This is a genomic window from Ralstonia sp. GX3-BWBA, assembly GCF_003290055.1.
GTDB classification, from domain to species: Bacteria; Pseudomonadota; Gammaproteobacteria; order Burkholderiales; family Burkholderiaceae; genus Ralstonia; species Ralstonia holmesii.
Genome location: NZ_QMKS01000019.1, coordinates 219,160 through 238,877, shown reverse-complemented (window position 1 = coordinate 238,877; position 19,718 = coordinate 219,160). Strand labels below are relative to the sequence as shown.

Here is a 19,718-nt window from a genome sequence, read left to right as displayed (position 1 = left end):
ACACGCCATGCTTACGCCAACCCTGTCCGTGCAGCATCTGCGAACGCACTTCTTTACCGATGCCGGTGTCGCCAAAGCGGTCGACGACGTCAGCTTCGACGTCCGCCCCGGCGAGATCGTCGGCCTGGTCGGCGAATCCGGTTCCGGCAAATCGATTACCGGGTTCTCGATCCTGGGCCTGATCGACGCGCCGGGCCGCATCGTCGGCGGGCGCATGCTGTTCAAGGGCACCGACCTGACCCAGCTCACCCCCGAGGCTCTACGTCAACTCCGGGGCAACCGGATCGCCATGATCTTCCAGGATCCGATGATGACCCTGAATCCGGTACTGCGTATCGACACCCAGATGATCGAAGCGGTACGTGCACACGCCAACGTGTCACGGGCAGCGGCGCGCGAACGCGCCCGCCATGCGCTCACGGCGGTGGGCATCCCCTCGCCTGATGAGCGGCTGTCGGTCTACCCACATCAGTTGTCGGGGGGCATGCGGCAGCGCGTGGCGATTGCCATTGCCATGCTGCATGAGCCGGAGCTGATCATCGCCGACGAACCCACCACGGCGCTCGACGTAACGATCCAGGCGCAGATCCTGGCTGAGATGCAGAAACTCCGCGCGCGCTCCAATACCGCTATGGTATGGGTGAGCCACGATCTGGCCGTCGTGGCGGGACTGGCTGACCGCATCTGCGTGATGTACGCAGGCCGCGTGGTCGAGACAGGCGACAGCGACACAATCCTCACGCGCGCGCGCCACCCCTATACGATCGGGCTGCTCGGTTCGGTGCCGGAAAACGTACGGCGCGGCGAGCCATTGCATCAGATTCCCGGCATCGCACCGTCCGCGCTAAAACTGCCCGCAGGCTGCGCCTTCGCGCCCCGGTGCCGGCATGCCACCGACATCTGCCTGACCCAGGAACCCACTGTGCAAGGCAGCGAGACCCACGCGTTCCGCTGCTTCCATCCGCGCACCGTTCATCCGCATAACCCGCGCGCAGGAGCCCAAGCATGAACGCGCCCCGCATGGACGCCCTCTTCGTGGACGCCCCCCAGGCGGCGCCGCTAATCGCCGTCGAACATGTTTCACGCCGATTCGTCCGGCGCCTCAATTACGCCGAGAGGATTGCCGGTTGGCTGGGCGCAAACGTCTCGGAACAAACCGTGTATGCCGTGGATCAGGTGAGCCTGACCATCCACCGTGGCGAAGTCGTCGGCCTGGTGGGTGAGTCTGGCTGTGGAAAATCGACGCTCGGCCGCATGCTGGCCGGCATCGTGCAGCCGTCCGACGGACGGATTCAGACGTATGAAGCCGATTCGACACCGCCGACAAACCAGCCAACGCGTCACCGACTTGCGACACAGATGGTGTTCCAGGACCCACTGTCGTCGCTGAACCCGCGCAAGCGCGTGCGCGACATCATTGGCGAAGCGCCGCTCGTGCACGGCATCGTTGCACGCCGGCATCTCGACGACTACGTCGTGGAAGTGATGCAGCGCGTCGGCCTCAATCCGGACTTTCGTCAGCGCTTTCCACACCAGTTCTCCGGTGGTCAGCGGCAGCGCATCGGCATTGGCCGGGCGCTCGCTGTCAAGCCCGATTTCCTGATCTGCGACGAGTCGATCGCCGCCCTCGATGTTTCAATTCAGGCGCAAATCATCAATCTGTTCATGCAACTGCGCAGGGACCTGGGGCTGACCTATCTGTTCATCAGCCACGATCTTGGGGTAGTTGAACACATCAGCGATCGCGTCGCCGTCATGTACCTCGGCCGCATCGTCGAGACGGCACCAACGGAAACGCTGTTTGCGAACCCGCAGCATCCGTACACCATCGCGCTGCTGGAGCAGGTGCCACGCCTGTCGAACCGCAAGCGGCGCTTTGAATCGATCAAGGGCGAGATACCTTCGCCGCTTTCGCCGCCGGAGGGATGTCACTTCCATCCGCGTTGCCCGCATGCCATGCCACGCTGCCGAGTCGAACGCCCGGTGTTGCGCGCCACCGGCACAGCCCACCAGACGGCGTGCCACTTGATGCCGGAGGCCCAATGAAGCGAATCGCTTTCCTGCTGTGCACATGGGCGTGTTTGACTGCGCTCGGCGGCAATGCGGCCCAGGCCCGCGCCCTCACCATGGCGGTCACGTCCGAGCCAACGTCAATGGACCCGCTGTTCTCGCGCACGGCCAACAATATCCAGTCAGCAGAGAACATCTTCGAACGGCTGGTTTCTCAAGACGGCAACCTGCAGATTCACCCCGGCTTGGCGGTGTCGTGGCGTGCGCTCGACCCCATGACGTGGGAATTCGCACTGCGCCCAGGCGTCCGGTTTCAGGATGGCTCTCCGTTCACCTCGGCAGACGTCGCCTTCTCGCTGCAGCGTGCCCGCAATGTGCCGAACAGCCCCGCGCCATTCAGCGGCGCCGTGGCCAACATCACTCGCATCGAGACACCCACGCCGCTCACCGTGCGCATCCACACGATCACACCCTCGCCGGCACTCGTCGAGCAGGTCGGCATGGTCTACATCGTGTCGCAACGTGCGGCAACCGGGCATTCGAGCAGCGACTACGGCTTGCCTGCCGTAGCCATCGGCACGGGGCCCTACCGTTTGAAACGCTGGATTCCCGGCGATCGCGTGGAACTGATCCGCAACGACTTCTACTGGGGCGCTCGACCGCAGTTCGACACATGCACGATCCGCTATGTCTCGAACGATGCATCGCGGCTATCGCTGCTGCTCTCAGGCGCAGTGGACCTGATCGACAACGTGCCGCCCATTACGCTGGACCGGCTGCGCCGCGCGCCTGGCGTGACACTCGTATCATCGGCATCGGCACGGCTGATCTATCTCGCGCTCGATTCGTCACGGGAGACATCCCCCTTCGTGACCGACGCACATGGTGGCCCGATTGCATCGAACCCGTTGCGCGACCGGCGCGTGCGGCTGGCCATCTCGATGATGATTGACCGCGCGGCCATCACACAACATCTGCTGCCTGGTGCCGGCATGCCCGCCGGTCAGATCGTGCCCGAAGGCATCGGCGGTTACGACCCGCGACTGCAGCCGCAACGCTACGATCCGGCGGGTGCACGCAAGCTGCTCGCTCAGGCAGGCTACCCCGGCGGATTCGGGTTGACGTTGCATTCGTCCAATGACCGCTTTGCCGGCGACAGCGACCTCGGGCAGGCGCTCGGCTCAATGCTTGCGCGTGGCGGCATCACGATCAGGAACGTCGTGACGCAACCCTACAACGTCTATGCGGGCGCCGCGGCCAAACGCAGCTACAGCGCATTCGTCTTCAGTTTCGGCAACAGCACGAGCGACTCGGCCAACGGCCTAACCAATGTCATCGCGAGCTATGACCGGGACTTGGGTACAGGTGCATTCAACCGCACGCGCTACTCGAACCCGGTGGTCGACAGACTCCTTGCGCAGGCCGCGCAGAGCTTCGACGCCCAACAGCGCGACCGGCTGCTGCGGGAAGCCGCCTATGCGGGCTTCCAGGACGTCGCCATCGTGCCGCTCTACTTCCCCATCAACTACTGGGCTACCCGCAACGGCGTGGAGTTTCGACCGAACAAGATGGAACGGACCTCCCTGCTCTTCACCGAACTCCAACGACCATGAAAGAACCCTCCATTTCCGGCGCCTGCACAGCAGCGTGGGAAGCCACTCCGACACTCGGCAACGTGATGGTGGCGATGCGCGACGGTGTGCGCCTTGCGACCGACGTGTACCTGCCGGACGGTTACCACATCGGCACCGATGCTCCGCTGCCCATCATTCTCGAACGTACGCCCTATGGCAAACGGGAAGTCTCGCGTTCCGAAGTGCATCACGGCCGTCCGCCTGCAAACCGGGCCGACATCGCCCGCTACTTCGCAGCGCGCGGTTACGCGGTCGTGATGCAAGACTGCCGGGGCCGCTACGACTCCGAAGGCGTCTTCACCAAGTACATCTCCGAAGGGGAAGACGGCTTCGACGCGATGGCCTGGATGACACAGCAACCGTGGTCGAACGGCAAGATCGGCACCATGGGGCTCTCATACGCGGCGCACACCCAGTTGGCCGCTGCCTGCCTGAACCCGCCGGGACTCGCCTGCATGGTGATAGATTCCGGCGGCTTCTCGAATGGCTATCACTGCGGTATCCGCCAGGGCGGCGCGTTCGAGTTGAAGCAAGCCACTTGGGCGTTCAATCGTGCACATACGAGCGGGCCCGCATTGCGCAACCCCGTCGTGGCTTCCGCACTCGATGCGCAGGACCTGCGCGAATGGTTTGGCCGCATGCCGTGGCGTCCGGGGCATTCGCCACTCGCGGCCGTACCGGAGTACGAAGCCTATCTGTTCGAGCAATGGACGAAGGACGCCTTCGACGACTACTGGAAGCAGTCAGGTATCTACGCGCAAGGCTATTACGACACGATGACGCGCGTGCCGACCGTGATGATGTCGAGCTGGTACGACGCCTATGTCCGCAGCACGCTGGACAACTTCGCCGCGCTGTCCGACACGCCTGCGGCGCCGGCGTACCTGATCATGGGGCCGTGGCTGCACGGAGATCGCAACACGCCTTTCAGCGGCGACGTGGACTTCGGCCCCTCGGCGGTGATCGAAGGACAGATCGACAGCGATTGGCTCGCCTTCCGTGCGCGCTGGTTCGATCGGTGGTTGAAGCCGCAGTCGCCAGCCACCACGGTGGACGTGGCGGCCCCGGTGGCGCGCATCTTTCTTATGGGTGGGGGTAGTGGCAGGCGCAACGCCCAGGGACGCATGCAACACGGCGGCCGCTGGATCGAATCGCCTCAGTGGCCATTGCCGCAAACGCAGCGCACGCCGTACTACTGCCACGCAGACGGCACGCTCTCGACCGAGCGACCCGCAGAAACCGGCGCCGCCATTGCATACGCCTTCGACCCGTCGAACCCAGTGCCGACCATCGGTGGCGCACTCACATCGGGTGCGCCGGTATTTGAGGGCGGCGCGTTCGATCAACGGGAGACAGCACGGTTTTTTGGTGCAGACGACACCGGCATACCGCTGGCCGCACGGCCCGACGTGCTGGTATTCCAGACCCCGGTCCTAGAAGAAGACGTTGCCGTCATCGGGCCGATCGAGGTGAAGCTCTGGGTCGCCTCCGATGCGCCGGATACAGACTTCACCGCCAAGCTGATCGATGTTTGCCCGCTCAATGACGACTATCCGCAGGGCTATGCGATGAACATCACCGACGGCATCTTCCGCTGCCGCTTCCACCGGTCGTGGTCCGAACCGGAAATGCTGGAACGGCACCGCGTTTTCTCAATCACGATCGAGCCATTTGCGACGGCCAATCTGTTCAAGCGCGGACACCGTATCCGGCTCGACATCTCGAGCAGCAACTTCCCGCATTTTGACGTCAACCCGAATAGCGGCGAACCGCCTGCGCTAGCGCGTGCGCCACGTATCGCGCTCAATACGGTGCATGTGGGGGCAGACTTTGCGTCGCACGTCGTATTGCCGATTGTTCCAAACGCGTCGCTCGTCAGCTTGAGACCGCCCCCCACAACACAAGCCGCGACGAACTAGCGCGCCTTTCACATTTCCGTTTTGCCGATTTATGGGGCGCTTCGCTAGGCGAAGCACCCAGGGAGACGCTTTGTCTTCACGCTGACAGGTCGCTTGCGATCAACCGATTTTTCAATGGGATGTACGACACAAAAAGGGGAGCAATCACCATGCACTATCGAACCATTCGGACGGCACTTCTAGTGGCCAGCGGACTTGGCCTTTGCACCACAGGCGCCCGCGCACAATCCAGCGTCACGCTGTACGGCTTGCTGGACAGCGGTGTGACCTATGCCAGCAAGGTCGCCGGCACAAACGGCACAGGCGCCCGCATCGGTGTGGACAGCGGCAACCTGCAGCAGTCCCGCTGGGGCATGCGCGGCACGGAGGACCTGGGCGGCGGCATGAAGGCCATGTTCATTCTGGAGGGCGGTATCACGCTGGACAACGGCGCCTCCGCCCAGGGTGGACTGCCGCTCGGACGCACGTCGGTCGTTGGGCTCTCCGGCAACTTCGGCACTGTCCAACTGGGCCGCCGCAAAGACTACATTGACGAAATCGCCACGTGGTATGCGAGCGTCTACAACTTCGGCACGTTCATCAATGGCGTGCATGACAACAACCTCGACCGCGTCGGCGGCAATCGCTCGAACAATTCGGTGCGTTACGACACGCCCAACTGGGGCGGATTCACGGCCAACGTGACCTACGCGTTCGGTGAGACCGCAGGGTCCATGGCGGCCGGGCAGTCGTTTGGTTTTGGGGCGAACTACACCGCTGGCGGATTCGGCCTGGGTTTCGGCTACTGGCAATCGGGGCTGGGAACGGGTACAGCCGCGACGAACACGTCGAGCGACGCAGGGGCCGCGTCAGCAGCAGGCTGCAATCCAACATTCGGCAATGCAGGCAACGTTTGTGTCCGCACGTGGATGGTCGGTACGAGCTACCGCTTCGACAAGACACGCGTCTACTTCTCGTGGTCTCGCACCCTGCAGCCGCTGGCGCGCTTTGCCGGCACATCCGCGCCATTTGCGACCACGTTGACGAGTGCGGCCAGCTCCGGTGCATTCGCCGCCGCAGGCTCCAACAACAACGCCACGAACGTCTTCGACCTTGGGGTGAACTACTGGGTGCTGCCGAACCTGGAGTTGATTGGCGCAGTGCTGCAATCGCGGTACGCCTTCGTGGGCGCAGGGGCACAGGGCAGACTCACCCAGTTCAACGCCGGCGTTGACTACTTCCTGTCCAAACGCACCGACCTGTATGCGTATGTTGCCAACCTTCGCGCGTCGAACATGTACAGCCCCGGCATCATCGGCGGCGCACCGGGTCGCAATGCAACGCAGACCGCGGTAACGGCGGGGATTCGCCACACGTTCTAACCCCAAGCGGGCGGCCAGGCGATGCATTGCGCCGCCCATCAGCACGTCGGTCTGTAACCTCGCAGCGAGAGGTTTCCCCAAGAACAAGCATTCCGATCGGGCTGCGCAGCCCGCATCCAATCCCCGCGAACGCCTTGTCAGCGCTTCCATGAAAATGGCTTCTCGAAACATCCGCTCCAGAATCGTCATCGCACTTGGGTCGTGCGCAATCCTGATCGTGATCGTCGGTTTGATTGGGGCACGGGGGATGTGGGTCCTGAGCAGCGACATGCGCAACATGTACGTGGAAGACACGGCACCCATCGCCGATCTGGCCATGGTCGAAAGCTCCGCACTCCGCATCCGTCTGGGGCTCATGCGCATGCCGGGGCTGCCGAATGCCAGCGAGAAGACAGCGATGATTTCGCGATTGGCCGAGACCGGAAAAGCGCTAACGGGAGCATGGCAGCGTTACTTCCCAACACAGGCCGAATCGCCGGAGGAACGTGACATCGCTCGCCGCGTTGACGCTGCAATCAGCGAATTCATCCCCCTGTCCGTCAAGGCAAGTGAGGCGCTCGAGAAAGGGGATATCGAGCGCTCCCGCCAACTGCTCGATGCACTTGCAGGTGCTAGTCAAGTGATTTACTCAGGCGTAGATCGCATCGCGACGATCAAGACCGAGCATGTGCGGCAGACAGCGGAAGCGGGTGCCAACACCTCTCGAAGCATGATGTGGGTGTGCGCCGTCGGCGTCGCGCTTGCGCTTCTGACCGCCTTGCTGATCGGCATCTCTCTGGTTCGTGCGATTTCCCGGCCGCTCGATGCCTCCATTGCGGTGGCTCGTCGCATTGCCGACGGCTACCTTGAGAACGACATCGTCGCCACCACAGACGACGAGTTTGGCGAGCTACTGCAGGCCCTGGCGCAAATGGACGCTCAGCTCGCCAGCGTTGCACGCGGCATACATGCATCGAGCGATTCGATCATTTCGGCTGCGGCGCAGATTGCCAAAGGTAATAGCGACCTTTCTGTGCGGACAGAGGAACAGGCTGCATCCCTCGAAGAAACCGCCAGCACGATGGAAGCGCTGGCCGCGTTGAACCGTCAGAACGCCGGCCACGCAAAGGAAGCGGTCAACCTGGCTGGCGGCGCGGCAAAAGCCGTTGTCGAGGGAGACACCGCCACAGCGCAGATGCTCGTCACCGTGCAGGAAATCATCGACTGCGCGGGAAAAATATCGGATATCACAACGCTCATCGACGACATTGCATTCCAGACCAATATCCTTGCCTTGAACGCGGCGATTGAAGCCGCCAGGGCTGGCGGGGCCGGGCGAGGCTTTGCTGTCGTCGCTGGCGAAGTCCGCAGCCTCGCGCAGCGCGCGTCGGAAGCAGCCAAGGACATCCGCAAGTTGACCCACTACTCGTCTGCCACCGCGCAGTTGGGTGCAAAGCACATGGATGTCGTCGGACGCGTCATGCGGGGCATTTCCGAAGCGATGACCCATGTCGCAAAGAAGAATGCCGCGATGTCGACGGCATGGGCGGAGCAGACACGCGCCGTTGAAGCGATCCATCGCGCGATCAGCCGGTTGGATGAAGTCACACAACGTAATGCCGCGCTGGGCGAGGAAGCCGCAGCGGCGGCCGGGGCGCTGCATGAGCAGGCCGAAGTACAGCATCAACTGTTGGCCAAGCTCCGTGTGAGACAAGCACCTTAAGTGTTCAATATTGGTCCATGCTCGCTGCCGTGTCGCATTTATCAACGACACGGCATCAAGCAGATAGAGACGAAGTAACTCTCGTGGTCGTACCCTCATGATAATGCAGCTTCAAAGGCTGCTTGCCACATTGAACGTAGCCCCACTCCAATTCTCGACCTAGAACGATCCACTCAGCATGCCAGTGTCCAGTGTATGCAGGGGCGTGCCGGTGCAAAAAGGCATCACATGTCACTAATCTGATTTGCACGCCATCACGAGACTATGAAAGGTGGCTTGGATCAAAGCGATCCTCTCACGGTTGCGTGGTTGGCGCGCGCTATCAATGATCGTGCCCCTTTCAGGGGTCAGGCTATATCCGAGGGGTAGGTCAATGCATCTCAGCACCAACCCACACTGTTCGGCCACTTCGTTGACAAGTTGCTAGTCGCGAGGTCAGGCAATCAAGAACTTATCCCGATTCTTGCCGATCCATGCTGGAGCGCGACCGCGTCCCGACCAAGTAGCGCCCGTCTTCGGATCGCGATACTTCGGTGCAACGGTTGCCTTCTTCGCTGCAACCCGACCACGTCGAGATGCAAGACCGAGATCCTCTGCGGTCAGTCCATACTCAGCCACGACCTGACGGACTTGTTCAATCACGGTCTGGAGCTCCTTGACACGCGCGCTCTCGAGCTGCTCTTCCAACTTTGCCTTCTGAGCCAACAACTCTTTGTATGTCGCCATGACCGATCCTCATGAGGGTTTTTGAAATCGAATCATAGCGGAATGCATCCTGAAGCCAAGAAGATGCTGAGCGCGGACTACTATGCCATCCCATTCCTCGGCAGAAAATTTCCGCTAACTTTGACTTATCTTCGGCGCGAGTGACCCTACAGCGGAATTAGTACCGTCCAGAAGCTGAGTTTTCCATTCCAGCCGCTCCACCTGCTGTTCACTTCGGGACGCGAGGAACGCATCGGATGCGAACCTCCCTTCTGGCTGGCCTAAACATCGACACTGGAAGTAATGGCAGCCGTGCAAGTAGCTTGCCCGCGACTTGTTGCGAAGGTGCCCCAGCGAATAGAGCGGCGACTTGCTCCAGACCGAGAACGACAAAAGACTCCCCTCGCTGCATCCGAATCCTGAACTCGGCGCCACCCGCCCGGACCCACCGGAGTACTGCAGTGCGAGGCTTGCCGAACACCCACACCGATGTTCCTGAAATTCTTACCGGTGGCGCAGCAAGATACGCGGCGAGTTCACCGACAGCGGCGCGAAAGCGCCTACGCCCCCGTTTCGCCGTCACCAAACTGCGGGTTTTGATGGCACACAAAAGATCACGCATGGCACGACACCTCTAATTTCACGCGGGAAAATAAACTCATATAAATCAATATCTTGAAAAGCACATCGACGTCCGATTATTGGGACATACATTTGCAAACATTAGGCACATGTGCCCATTTTCCTGATATGAGTGTCGCAGCTCCAATGATATGAGTTTAGTACACCGTTCGGGACGTTATTTGTCCCATTCCTAAAATGAGACTCTGAGTCACGCTTTTTATCTTTTTCTGAACATATACTCGCCTCGACGACTTAGGCAGTCGTCGGCGCGCTCTGCTGAAGCCTTGGCACGACAGGGATTCCTGCCCAGACACGGTCGCAGCCAATGTTGCGTATGCAATAAAAAAGCGCGCACAGATCCACTCAACAGGCCAATGACGGATAGTCACCTCAAATAAGGCTCTGGCATGAAAGGACCATCCTCGCTAGCAAATCCAGATGTTGGCAGTTCAGATGGCTTGGTGGCCCCGGGTAACCCTCTGCTGGACAACATGCCAGCGGTCCCAAAGCTATCTCAGGCCATGCGGCTCATGGATCAAAAAGCCACAAGCAACTACAGCCGCTCCTCGCGCGAAGAGACCATCATGCGCCAAGCATCCAACATCTACGTTCCTAGCGCCAACTCTGCGGGCATTGTGAGCGCCGTTGTTGCTCAAGTGCGTGCCTCCTATATGGATAGGGATCTACGCATACCCGACTATCGGGACCACACCATCGCAGCAAACCTCTTCTTGCATGATCGACCGACAAGAAATGCCGCCACACCCCCGTCTCGATTTGGGCTAGGACCGCGAGCACGTCCGCGCGGCATAGTAGTTGCCGCGCCGGTTCGCATGGGGCGACGCCGCCTTGCCGATATCGTCGAATCGGTTATCGGGCGGGGCTGCGTAATGAATCGCCTGCAAACGCACAATGGCTTTAGCGAGTACGCTCAACTTCGATCCCTGCGCGTGCAGTGGCCAATCGAAGGCAAGTTGTCGGGGTTTGCGCAGGGATTCTTAGGGGCATTCGACACAGTTTTCAACACAGAATATGCCAAGCGTATGCGAAGCCCGCAGTTTCGGGACAGCGACGTTGTGGCGGTGATCACCGCGCTTGGCGTAGTGTCCAACCTTGGCTTGCTTATCGTCGAGGGAATTGGCACTGAAACCTCCACCAGCAAAACCGCCCACGCAACCTGGGACGCACTTGCTCAATTCACGCGAACCACGGGCATCCCTGTGTTATGTCTTGCGACCCCGGGAGCCGTGATATGTGGCTTATCTCAGCTCCCCAGTGTCGCCGGAGCCTTGGCACCTCAGGGCCTATTCGAGATCACACGCTCAGGACGGGCTGGGGAAGACCATTGGAAGGCGGTTTGCGAAGCTCAGTTCGATGCCACGCTCCGAGTCGCCGGCATTGCCACGATGCCTGAATGGCTGCCTGCCGCCGCATACGACTTGACGTTTGGCTATCCTGGCCTCCTTGCAACGGCGCTAAGCAGCATCGCGCTGCAACTCTTGTCACTCGGCGTAAAAGAGCTCAACGCCGACACATTCCATAGGTATGGCAAGAAGGCGCTCGCTCTGCACGAAGGCGATGTCAACGCAGTTCGGCAGATCGGAATGGGGGGGCTGTACCGGGGATCTAGTCTAGCGCGATACGGTGACTGGCTCGGTGTTCGGCAGTTGTCGTCAACACATCCCGCACCATTGTTGGCTCCTAGGTAGGCGCCCTATGCTCCGAACCCTGTATACAGCCGCCGCCCTCGAGACGCCATTCAGCCTTCTCATGGCACTGGCTGCCACCACAACAGATTCCGGAGTGCGGCAACTACGTAGCCGCGTGTTGCTGCGCGGAGCCCCGTACATCAATGTCAATTAAGACTCGTTGAGAATTGCAGCGCTAGCGAGCTGATGTTCCTTGCGGCCGCCAATCGGGGGCGACAGCGCAATAGCCTAAGCCTCGCCGAAATGTGCCTGGAGCTGCTGCGGGGCGCTTCTTGTCACAGCGCATTGGATAGAACGGCTAAAACGTTGCACGAGCGAGGATATATGTCTGAGCCCCGCAAGCTCAGGACGGCAACCCTGACAAGAGATTGCACGGCGGCGCTTTCCAACGGATTTGAAGACGTAAGGCTTGACATGTGGCTTCACTCAGAAGCTCTACTAGTTCGCCTGTTACGTTACTTTGAGCATCCGAAGTCCTCCCCGCATCCGACGGCCGTTGCTCTCCTGCAAGTCGCTCTATCTCGGATCGAGTATTCGCCCACACTGACTTCACCCGTTGCCGCAAAGCGCAACACGAAGTCTCCTGCTTCAGATCAGACGCCACAAAGACTTCAAGAGAATCGGGACTTGTGGATTGCCCATCAGGCAAAGCAGGCTGGACGCCCACGGAAAACTATCCGATCAACAGCTGCCGCTCTTTGGATGTGGCTATATCGAAACGATCGCCAATGGCTCAACTGTCATCAAGCGCAGTCGACAGGGAATGCATCGCCGGAAATCGGGTCATGTCGCGATCCCACGAGTGTCTAGCGTCCCTTACTTGGAAAGAGCACAGGCAGCGAATTGAGAGCTGGCATTGCGATGCAGAGGCTCAACTTGCGCGGTCACTCCAGAACCTGCGGATTCATGCCCGATATGCAAACTCATCGTCATACTTTGATTGGTGTTTTTTTAGCGTCATCCATCTGCAAGGGTGAGGTCTTCGCTGGATACGTTGCCAGGCACAACTTGCGCGCATTGGAGCCCCTACATGTGCAACTCCTAGGTCGCCGAAATGCCTCCCTGCCCTGGCTATTGCCCACCCGCCTCCAAGAACACGTTCCGATCTTGGGCGATCGCGTCGGCTCACTGGAATCAGTCCTCACCAACAACACGCTTGTCCCCGGCTTCAATCGATTCCTTTCTGCAGCACAGTCGGAACTCATGCACCGGCACCATATCGGCACAGAGGTCGCGGGACTGACCGCAAAATTGGGGCTCATGTCCAGTAGGCATCGCGACCTAGCCCGTTCTGTATGGGGCCCTGCAATCTGCCTCGATTGCCTTGAAGACGATATCGCTCCAACTGGGGACCCGTTCTGGCGCCGGGATTTATTGATGCGACACATCCGTGTTTGTCCACGACACAGCACACCGGTCTACGACCTATGTGGTACGTGTCTTCACGGCTTTTCAGGCTCCATAACCTTAGGCGCCCCTCGCAGTAGATGCGTGTGTGGCGGGCCACTGAAGCAAAGGGAGCGCCATCGCGGCAAAACCATGGAGCGTCTCGAGTTCTCAATAGCCCGCGGATGGCATCGTCTATTGGACGCCGATTTCGCCCCGCACGCTCAAGGACAACTGATTGCCGCTATTGCCTCACAGAAAGCACGGGAAATCGGAGTTACAAAGGGACGACAAGTCAAGTGGGAACAATATACCCGCACCTTTATGAGTCCCGCTATTGGCAAGCTGGGCGACAGCCTGCGGTTCCCCTTCAAAAGCAGACGAGTAAGCGGATTCCTGCTGGGTGAAACTACCCTACGAAATCCATTTCACGCGCTATTCGTTTTGCTCGCCATGTTTGGAAGCTGGGAAGAGATCGAGTCCGTGCTCAGTGCTACCACTAGCGCCCCCGACATTTTCACTCCCACGGCACGCCCAGCAATGCATAGGAACAGCCCCGAAGACAGGGCCCGTAGGCTGGGTCAGTCGATCCAGCTACTTCCTCAGACATGCCAGCTCTACGAATCTTTGCGTAGTACCCACCCATACCTTTCGCACACCGGCGTCCGCGATCAATTGCCGTACATGAACGCCTTGGCTGCGACTAAAGGACGGCTTCGAGCACATGGCGTTCACTTCCCCGAAGGGGATATTTCGCAGGTGTTAGACGCGTCGGGCGCTGCTCACATTGAACGGCAAGCACAGACTCTAATACGGGCTGGCGTCGCTTATCGCCTGTCTAGGATGCGCCTGCTAAAGGACCACCCTCTTCGCAACTCCTGGCAGCATAAAGATGTACGTGCCCGGTCGCCTAAAACGGCCGCAGCACTGAAAAAGCACTTTGAGACTTGGGCAAAGTTTCGACGGCGGCTGTTACCTGAAAAGATCCGCGCCGGATTAGTCCCCGGTTTGCTCCCAAAGCAAGCCGGAGAGGTAGACAACCTCACAGACGAAGAAGTGCACGCCCTATGGCTAAGCCACAGCTGCTTTGTTCGAAGAAGATGCAGATCCTAGAGCTGACAGCGCCATTTGTGACACCAAGACACGTCGCATTGCCCGCACGCGACGCCTACGGCGTTCCTCATGGCCGTCGATACGTCCCATTGCGCGACGCTGCCGATATCAGTTGGGCAACACGAGCTAGCTTCAACGCAATCAAGTTTAGACGCACCCACCAAGCGCTCTCCCTCAACGAGATGCGCCCGTTGTTCGCATTCGGGTTCAACCCCTATGTAGTTGACATTCGTGACCAATATCCGGTCTACGATCAGGAAGATTACAACCGAGCCAAGCGCCGTGGTAAGCGCATGCCGATTTCCGCTGTCCAGACCTATGACATCGTCCTGACCTTAACCCTTCCGCCGGATAACCGCCTGCACTATCACGGGGTGTCCATCAAGGATGCCAGAGACCAGCTAACCGAGCAGGACTGGAAAAGGCAGGAGCGAGAACGAGAGCAGTCTGCCAAGCGTGGCTGGACTTGGGAGCTGCTGCGCGGCGATCAGTTCAGCAAGCTGATGTGGGGGAATCACGCGTTGATGCGAACGTGGATCGTGAACATCGATGTGTGGGAGGCGTATGACGAAGCCCTCGTGCTTGCAGAACGCGTTAAAACTCATTCGCAGAACGGCACACTCGATTCGATTCTGTCGCGGCATTCCAGATGTCTCCAAATGCCGATCAATCGGGCATTTGAGCTGTTTGCCATCGCTAACTGCTTCGGGTTCCTACGCCTAGACCCGAGCCACCCTCTGCGAGTTGACCACCCACTCCATTTACTGGATACGTAATCATGGACAACCCGACTGCTCTGTCGCGGATACTGCCTCCCACTGCCGACGCGAGTCTCATTGCACATTTGCGAGAAATCCATAACGCAACATGGCCGGCACGCTTGCGGCGGTTTGCGCCATTTGCACTGGCTGGTGAACCGAACAACAAAGCGTATGTCGCGGTAGCCTGGCAGCCGAGCGTAAGGATGCTTCACGTTCAACCTATTACGTTGGACGAGCCGCCGCCAAAGTGCAGGATACCGATCCCCATTCAGGTGGATCACGAGGATTGGCTGTCACGTGTCAAACCAGTTCAAAAGCCCGTCAAGCCTCCCTGCATGCGCCCTCCTATTGCGGAGGTCCAGGCCAGCATGCTCGAGGGAACGGACCGGCGGACGATGCTCATCAATGCGCTTCTCAAAGTTGATCCAACTGGACTGGGGCGAGAGGACGACTACATCATCAACGACTACATCTTTTGGGATGCGCAAATACGCTCTGAACGCATCGAGCAAATGCGGCAAGAACTAGGCGCGGGTGCCGGCTTTCGTGCGTACCTGTTGAAGCTCTTCACCAAGTACATGCGCTATGGCGGCGGCCGCAAATCCATGCTCGCGCTGACACCGTTCCAAGGTGGCCCTGGAAAACCGCGGCTTTCACCTGCGGAAAAGCCCGGCGCTCTGTCCACAGCGGAACAACTGAAGCGTTCAAAAGCACATGCAAAGGGCAATGCCGAGCCAAAGCGAGGCAAGCGCGTCGATCAAACAGATATCGACTTCATGACCGAGTCTCTTACGACCGAATGGGCTGGGAACAAAACTTCGCTAGTGACAGCACACCGTCGAATGTGCGAAACGCATTATGCAAAAGCTAAGCCAGAGAAGGTTCCAAGCTATGGCAGGTTCTGGTACCGCCACAAGCAGATCGTTCAAGAGAAGGGGTTACAGCAGAAGCGCTTTGGGCGCGTTGCAACGGAGCAGTATTTTGAGCCCAGGACGGGCAGTTCGAGCGACATCACCCAAGGTGTGTTGGAAATACTCGATGTCGATGGATTTCGGCCAAAGATCCCCATCGGAGCGGTAGTCAACGGCAAGATGGTGCCCATGGAAGTGACGATCATCTTCGGCGTATCAAGACTCTCCGGAGGAGTAAGAGGCTATGAGATATCTCTAAATAGGGAGAAGGGTGAGGGATACCGGCGATGCCTGATATCTGCAATTCTTCCAATGGATGACCGTGCTACATCGCTCGGTTTGGGGTCTTTGCCGGGCCTTTTAAACGGAAACATAGATGGTGTGTTCGTCGACAATGGCCCAGGCAAAGCGAAGGACGTGCGATCCGTCGTGAATGAGGACCTTGGCGGAATCATGTTGAATCCGCCGGGTGCACGCGGTGATCTGAAAGCGATAGGAGAGCGTCTAAACAGGACCATGATTCATATCATGGCTGAAGAGACCGAGGAAGGTCACACCCGCGACAAAAGCCTGCTCGAAAAAATAAAGCGAAGAATCAGAAGGAATGCAAAACCAATTGCTCTCGATGATTTCGAGCGTCTGCTACTGAAAACAATCAATCATGTCAACATGACGGCTAACAAGCGCAAGCTGCGCTCTGCTGTCATGAGAAGGGCCAACGTCGGCATCACTGCAGCCTCGATACATCAATACTATCAATCCTCAAGAAGGGGACAAGCTGCCAGAGCTTGGACGGAGCGAGAGCTTTATGATGCCCTCATACCCTGGCAAGAAAGGGTTTGTTCGAAGGGACTTGTGACCTTTTCGGACGCCTCCTACACGTCGAACGAGCTGGTCGCTCTCTCGTCCGAGTGGGCCAAATTACCCGGAAAGAATCCTCCCCTCAAAGTCGGCGTCAAACGGACGACGCAGTTGTCTCAATCGCTTTTGTGCAAAGATCAGGACGAGAACGTATTCGAGATAGAGATGATCGAGGAGGACAAGCGGCGTTTCGGTTTGCTCTCTTGGAAAGCACATGAATTCGCCCGTATCGACGAACTGGTGAGAGAAGACGAGCTCAAGAAGAAGCGCGCAAAATCATCGGGCACGTTGAAAGCGCGTCGGCAGGAAGAGATCGATTCAATCGAATATGGTCGGGGCAACGCTTATGCAGGCGCTGGCGGCGCTACGGTGGCGCAAGCCAAACAAAATGGAAACGCGTGGCGGGATGCTGAACTGGCTGAGCGCCAACGTGCAGCTTATGGCGTATCGCCCCTTTCAGGAGATGCGACGCAATTTAACGCAGCAAACAAGCCTTCCGAAGACGCCAGTGACGATTTGCTCGCGGCTGCCGCGAGGAAGGCTGAGGAAGCTTACCGTAGAACCGCCCGATGATCGACGCTCGCTATCGGAGCAACAATACCATGCAAGCTAATTTGGAAGTGCTGCGCGATTTGAACATTGCGCAAATGGCGGCTGATAAAACGCACTACGTCCGCCTGGTCGATATCCCTGAGCCATTTCGGGCGGAGTTTCGCGCGTGGATGCGCTTAGGGCAGTGCCCCGTAATCGAGGGCGAAGACTCGCGCGGTTGCATGTACCAGCATGATTTCGAGGGCTACCGCCAGGAACGGCTAAGCGGTGTCTACCGCAAGTGGCAGGGTAAGGCACCATGGGAGTTATCGCACTATCAGCCGCCGGCGAACAACAAACAGGGTTAATAGACTGATGAACCCTCATAGACTTGCTGTGCTGTTCACTTGCTGCCACGCGTCGACCGCTGTCTTGGGAGCACGTGAGCATGCGGCGGGCACTTCCCTAGCGCAAACTACTTTCTGATCACGCTCGATGGTCCAGAGGATGCTGCGGCAGCCTACGCGCCGCAACTGCCTGCCTCGATTTCACGTACAGCAACTCATCCAGCCGTGCGCCGGGACCCACCTACTACGGCCTAGTGATGAACGCACTAAGCTATGTTTACACTTGATCACCCTTTACATATTGCACCGAGGAAGGTCATGCGCGAATATCGCTCCGTTACTGCCAGAGAGCTGGCAGCATGCACCTGTGACCGATGTCACCGTCGGCTGACTCCTGACGATCCGGGCGAATGGCAGGAACGACTGTCGGTCGACCACCACTGCGGCTTCGATTCCATCTTTGGTGACGGCAACTTAGTGGGCCTCGACCTGTGTCAGCACTGTGTGAGGGAAGTGCTCGGCGAATGGCTACGTGTCGGGCCGCCGCAAGACCTAAAAGAAGCCGGAAAACTTGCATGGGCGCTAGTGAATATGCCAAACGTCGGTGAGGACGAAGACTTTGAACGTCCCCGCGAATGAGGCTATAGAGCCTACGTACCATCATCTCTGCTAGCGGTCATCATGGCATTGCTTGACCCCACGACCTGACAAGCACGCTGAAACGCGTCCCTTCCGCTCGCTACAGACGACGGGATGCCGCGTTACATGAACTCGCTGAGCACGGACCGACTTGCCCACACCGAGACATTTACGGAAGGCCTTCATGCAGGCAGATCTAGAAGTTTTGCGCAATTTGAACATTGCGCGGCGGACGGCCGATAAAACGCACTACGTTCGCTTAGCTGATATCGAGCAACCCTTCCGAGCGGAGTTCCGCGCGTGGATGAGATTGGGGCAATGCCCCGTCGTCGAGGGCGAGGATCGATTCGGCTGCATGTACGAGCACGACTTCGAGGGCTATCGGCAGGAGCGGCTGCGGGGCGTTTACCGGAAATGGCAGGGCAAAACACCATGGGAGCTGTTGCACTATGAGGCGCCAGCGACCGACGACCAGATATAGGCGAGTGCGAGCTCGTATTGCCAGCTAGGTAACGGCGGGGCCCTCAGCGACGCGAAAACATGTTGCGAAACATGTCGACAAGCCGGCGAAAGCCAGAGAATGCGGAAGAAGTGCAACCTGAGCCACGATACGCTGCTGGCCAGCCGTGGGCAACCATCCGTAACGACGTATTAAGCGATGAAAGGCTCTTTCCGCGTGCGGCGCTTTAGGTCTTCGCCAGCCGCCGAAGGGTACCCTTATACGTTTGAACGAAGTAGTCCGCAGGACGCTCCGCAGCATAGAAAGCTGCAGAGTCCACGCCAGCCTCTTCCGTCAGTCCGCAAGCTTTCCGAACATCCTTTATCACTGATCTCGCAACGGTTGCACCATCCCGTGGCCAAGCAATCCGAATCAATCGCTTACGATCTTCACGCTTGCGTAGGCCGAACCACTCCGACCTACGTTCGTACCGCACGATGTCGATCGCGTTTCCGTCAAGGTTCTCGAGGGCAAAACCGTGCGCGTGCAATACCGTCCGTAGTTGCCGGTAGGTAATCAAGCGGTCCGCCCGATCAACGCGGCGAGTGTTATTTCGAAGCCATCGCGCGATGTAGTCGACCTCCTCGTCAGACTTATCGCGATTCTTGCCTTTGATACCAAGATCATGTCCGGCAATCGCCACCATGAAGCCGTAAAGCTCTTGCTGGGTCAGATCTGCGCGAAATGTCCTGTCGTTCTTATCAAGATGGCACAGCGTAGCAACAAGCGCGGTGCGCTTGTTGCCATTGTGGAACGGATGGTCACAGCAAATTCCATAGCAGAGAGTCGCGGCATTTGCCTCTACTGTGGCGTATTTGAGGCGCCCCTCGAAGCCGGTGTGCTGACGTGACAGAGCCGAGGCAAGCAGGTGCTCCGACTTGATTCCAGCCGGACTAACAGCATCATCGCTTCCAGCAAAGTCCTGAACGAGGACCTCATGTATTGCGACGACTTCTAACATCGAAAGAGTGTGGATCATTTCCCCCGCGCTCCCCTAAGTCCATCG

At 58.9% G+C, this 19,718-nt stretch carries 14 protein-coding genes; 12 read left to right on the top strand and 2 right to left on the bottom strand.

Annotated elements, in window-relative coordinates; genetic code table 11:
- The first annotated feature begins 7 nt into the window (after positions 1-7).
- The 6 genes from DOD19_RS18335 (at position 8) to DOD19_RS18310 (ending at position 8,626) form a co-directional block, all read left to right on the top strand.
- On the top strand, positions 8-1,009 hold the full coding sequence (locus DOD19_RS18335) for an ABC transporter ATP-binding protein (protein WP_112187052.1): 1,002 nt from the start codon (positions 8-10) through the stop codon (positions 1,007-1,009).
- Positions 1,006-2,046, top strand: coding sequence for an ABC transporter ATP-binding protein (locus DOD19_RS18330; protein WP_112187050.1), 1,041 nt, complete (start codon positions 1,006-1,008; stop codon positions 2,044-2,046). The genes DOD19_RS18335 and DOD19_RS18330 overlap by 4 nt, the downstream gene beginning before the upstream one ends.
- Positions 2,043-3,623, top strand: coding sequence for an ABC transporter substrate-binding protein (locus DOD19_RS18325; RefSeq protein ID WP_112187048.1), 1,581 nt, complete (start codon positions 2,043-2,045; stop codon positions 3,621-3,623). Before DOD19_RS18330 ends, DOD19_RS18325 begins: the two co-directional genes overlap by 4 nt.
- On the top strand, positions 3,620-5,563 hold the full coding sequence (locus tag DOD19_RS18320; RefSeq protein ID WP_112187046.1) for a CocE/NonD family hydrolase: 1,944 nt from the start codon (positions 3,620-3,622) through the stop codon (positions 5,561-5,563). Before DOD19_RS18325 ends, DOD19_RS18320 begins: the two co-directional genes overlap by 4 nt.
- A gap of 149 nt (positions 5,564-5,712) precedes the next feature.
- Positions 5,713-6,924, top strand: coding sequence for a porin (locus DOD19_RS18315; RefSeq protein WP_112187044.1), 1,212 nt, complete (start codon positions 5,713-5,715; stop codon positions 6,922-6,924).
- 148 nt (positions 6,925-7,072) lie between these two features.
- Positions 7,073-8,626: a methyl-accepting chemotaxis protein gene (locus DOD19_RS18310; RefSeq protein WP_112187042.1), complete on the top strand. Its 1,554-nt coding sequence runs from the start codon at positions 7,073-7,075 to the stop codon at positions 8,624-8,626.
- Positions 8,627-9,061: 435 nt separating this feature from the next.
- Here the strand turns inward: DOD19_RS18310 and DOD19_RS18305 are convergent, their stop codons facing one another.
- On the bottom strand, positions 9,062-9,352 hold the full coding sequence (locus DOD19_RS18305; protein ID WP_112187040.1) for an H-NS histone family protein: 291 nt from the start codon (positions 9,350-9,352) through the stop codon (positions 9,062-9,064).
- A gap of 1,133 nt (positions 9,353-10,485) precedes the next feature.
- Between DOD19_RS18305 and DOD19_RS18300 the strand changes: the two genes are divergently transcribed.
- From DOD19_RS18300 to DOD19_RS18270, 6 genes are all read left to right on the top strand, one after another.
- The gene (locus DOD19_RS18300; RefSeq protein WP_162634388.1) at positions 10,486-11,664 is read left to right on the top strand and encodes a hypothetical protein; all 1,179 of its coding nucleotides are present in this window, start codon (positions 10,486-10,488) and stop codon (positions 11,662-11,664) included.
- Positions 11,665-14,117: 2,453 nt separating this feature from the next.
- The gene (locus tag DOD19_RS18290; RefSeq protein ID WP_112187034.1) at positions 14,118-14,939 is read left to right on the top strand and encodes a TnsA endonuclease N-terminal domain-containing protein; all 822 of its coding nucleotides are present in this window, start codon (positions 14,118-14,120) and stop codon (positions 14,937-14,939) included.
- 2 nt (positions 14,940-14,941) lie between these two features.
- Positions 14,942-17,269, top strand: a complete 2,328-nt coding sequence (locus DOD19_RS18285; protein WP_112187032.1) for a hypothetical protein — start codon at positions 14,942-14,944, stop codon at positions 17,267-17,269.
- Positions 17,266-17,595 carry a hypothetical protein gene (locus DOD19_RS18280; RefSeq protein ID WP_112187031.1) on the top strand — a complete coding sequence of 110 codons (330 nt, stop codon included), beginning with the start codon at positions 17,266-17,268 and terminating at the stop codon, positions 17,593-17,595. The genes DOD19_RS18285 and DOD19_RS18280 overlap by 4 nt, the downstream gene beginning before the upstream one ends.
- 297 nt (positions 17,596-17,892) lie before the next feature.
- Positions 17,893-18,213 (top strand): hypothetical protein, encoded by a 321-nt coding sequence (locus tag DOD19_RS18275; RefSeq protein ID WP_112187029.1) that lies wholly within the window; start codon positions 17,893-17,895, stop codon positions 18,211-18,213.
- 184 nt (positions 18,214-18,397) lie between these two features.
- On the top strand, positions 18,398-18,694 hold the full coding sequence (locus DOD19_RS18270; RefSeq protein ID WP_112187027.1) for a hypothetical protein: 297 nt from the start codon (positions 18,398-18,400) through the stop codon (positions 18,692-18,694).
- 205 nt (positions 18,695-18,899) lie between these two features.
- On the opposite strand, the gene DOD19_RS18265 is transcribed toward DOD19_RS18270, so the two are convergent.
- Entirely contained in the window at positions 18,900-19,691 is a 792-nt protein-coding gene (locus DOD19_RS18265) for a type II toxin-antitoxin system death-on-curing family toxin (protein WP_112187026.1), read from the bottom strand.
- Positions 19,692-19,718 lie beyond the last annotated feature (27 nt).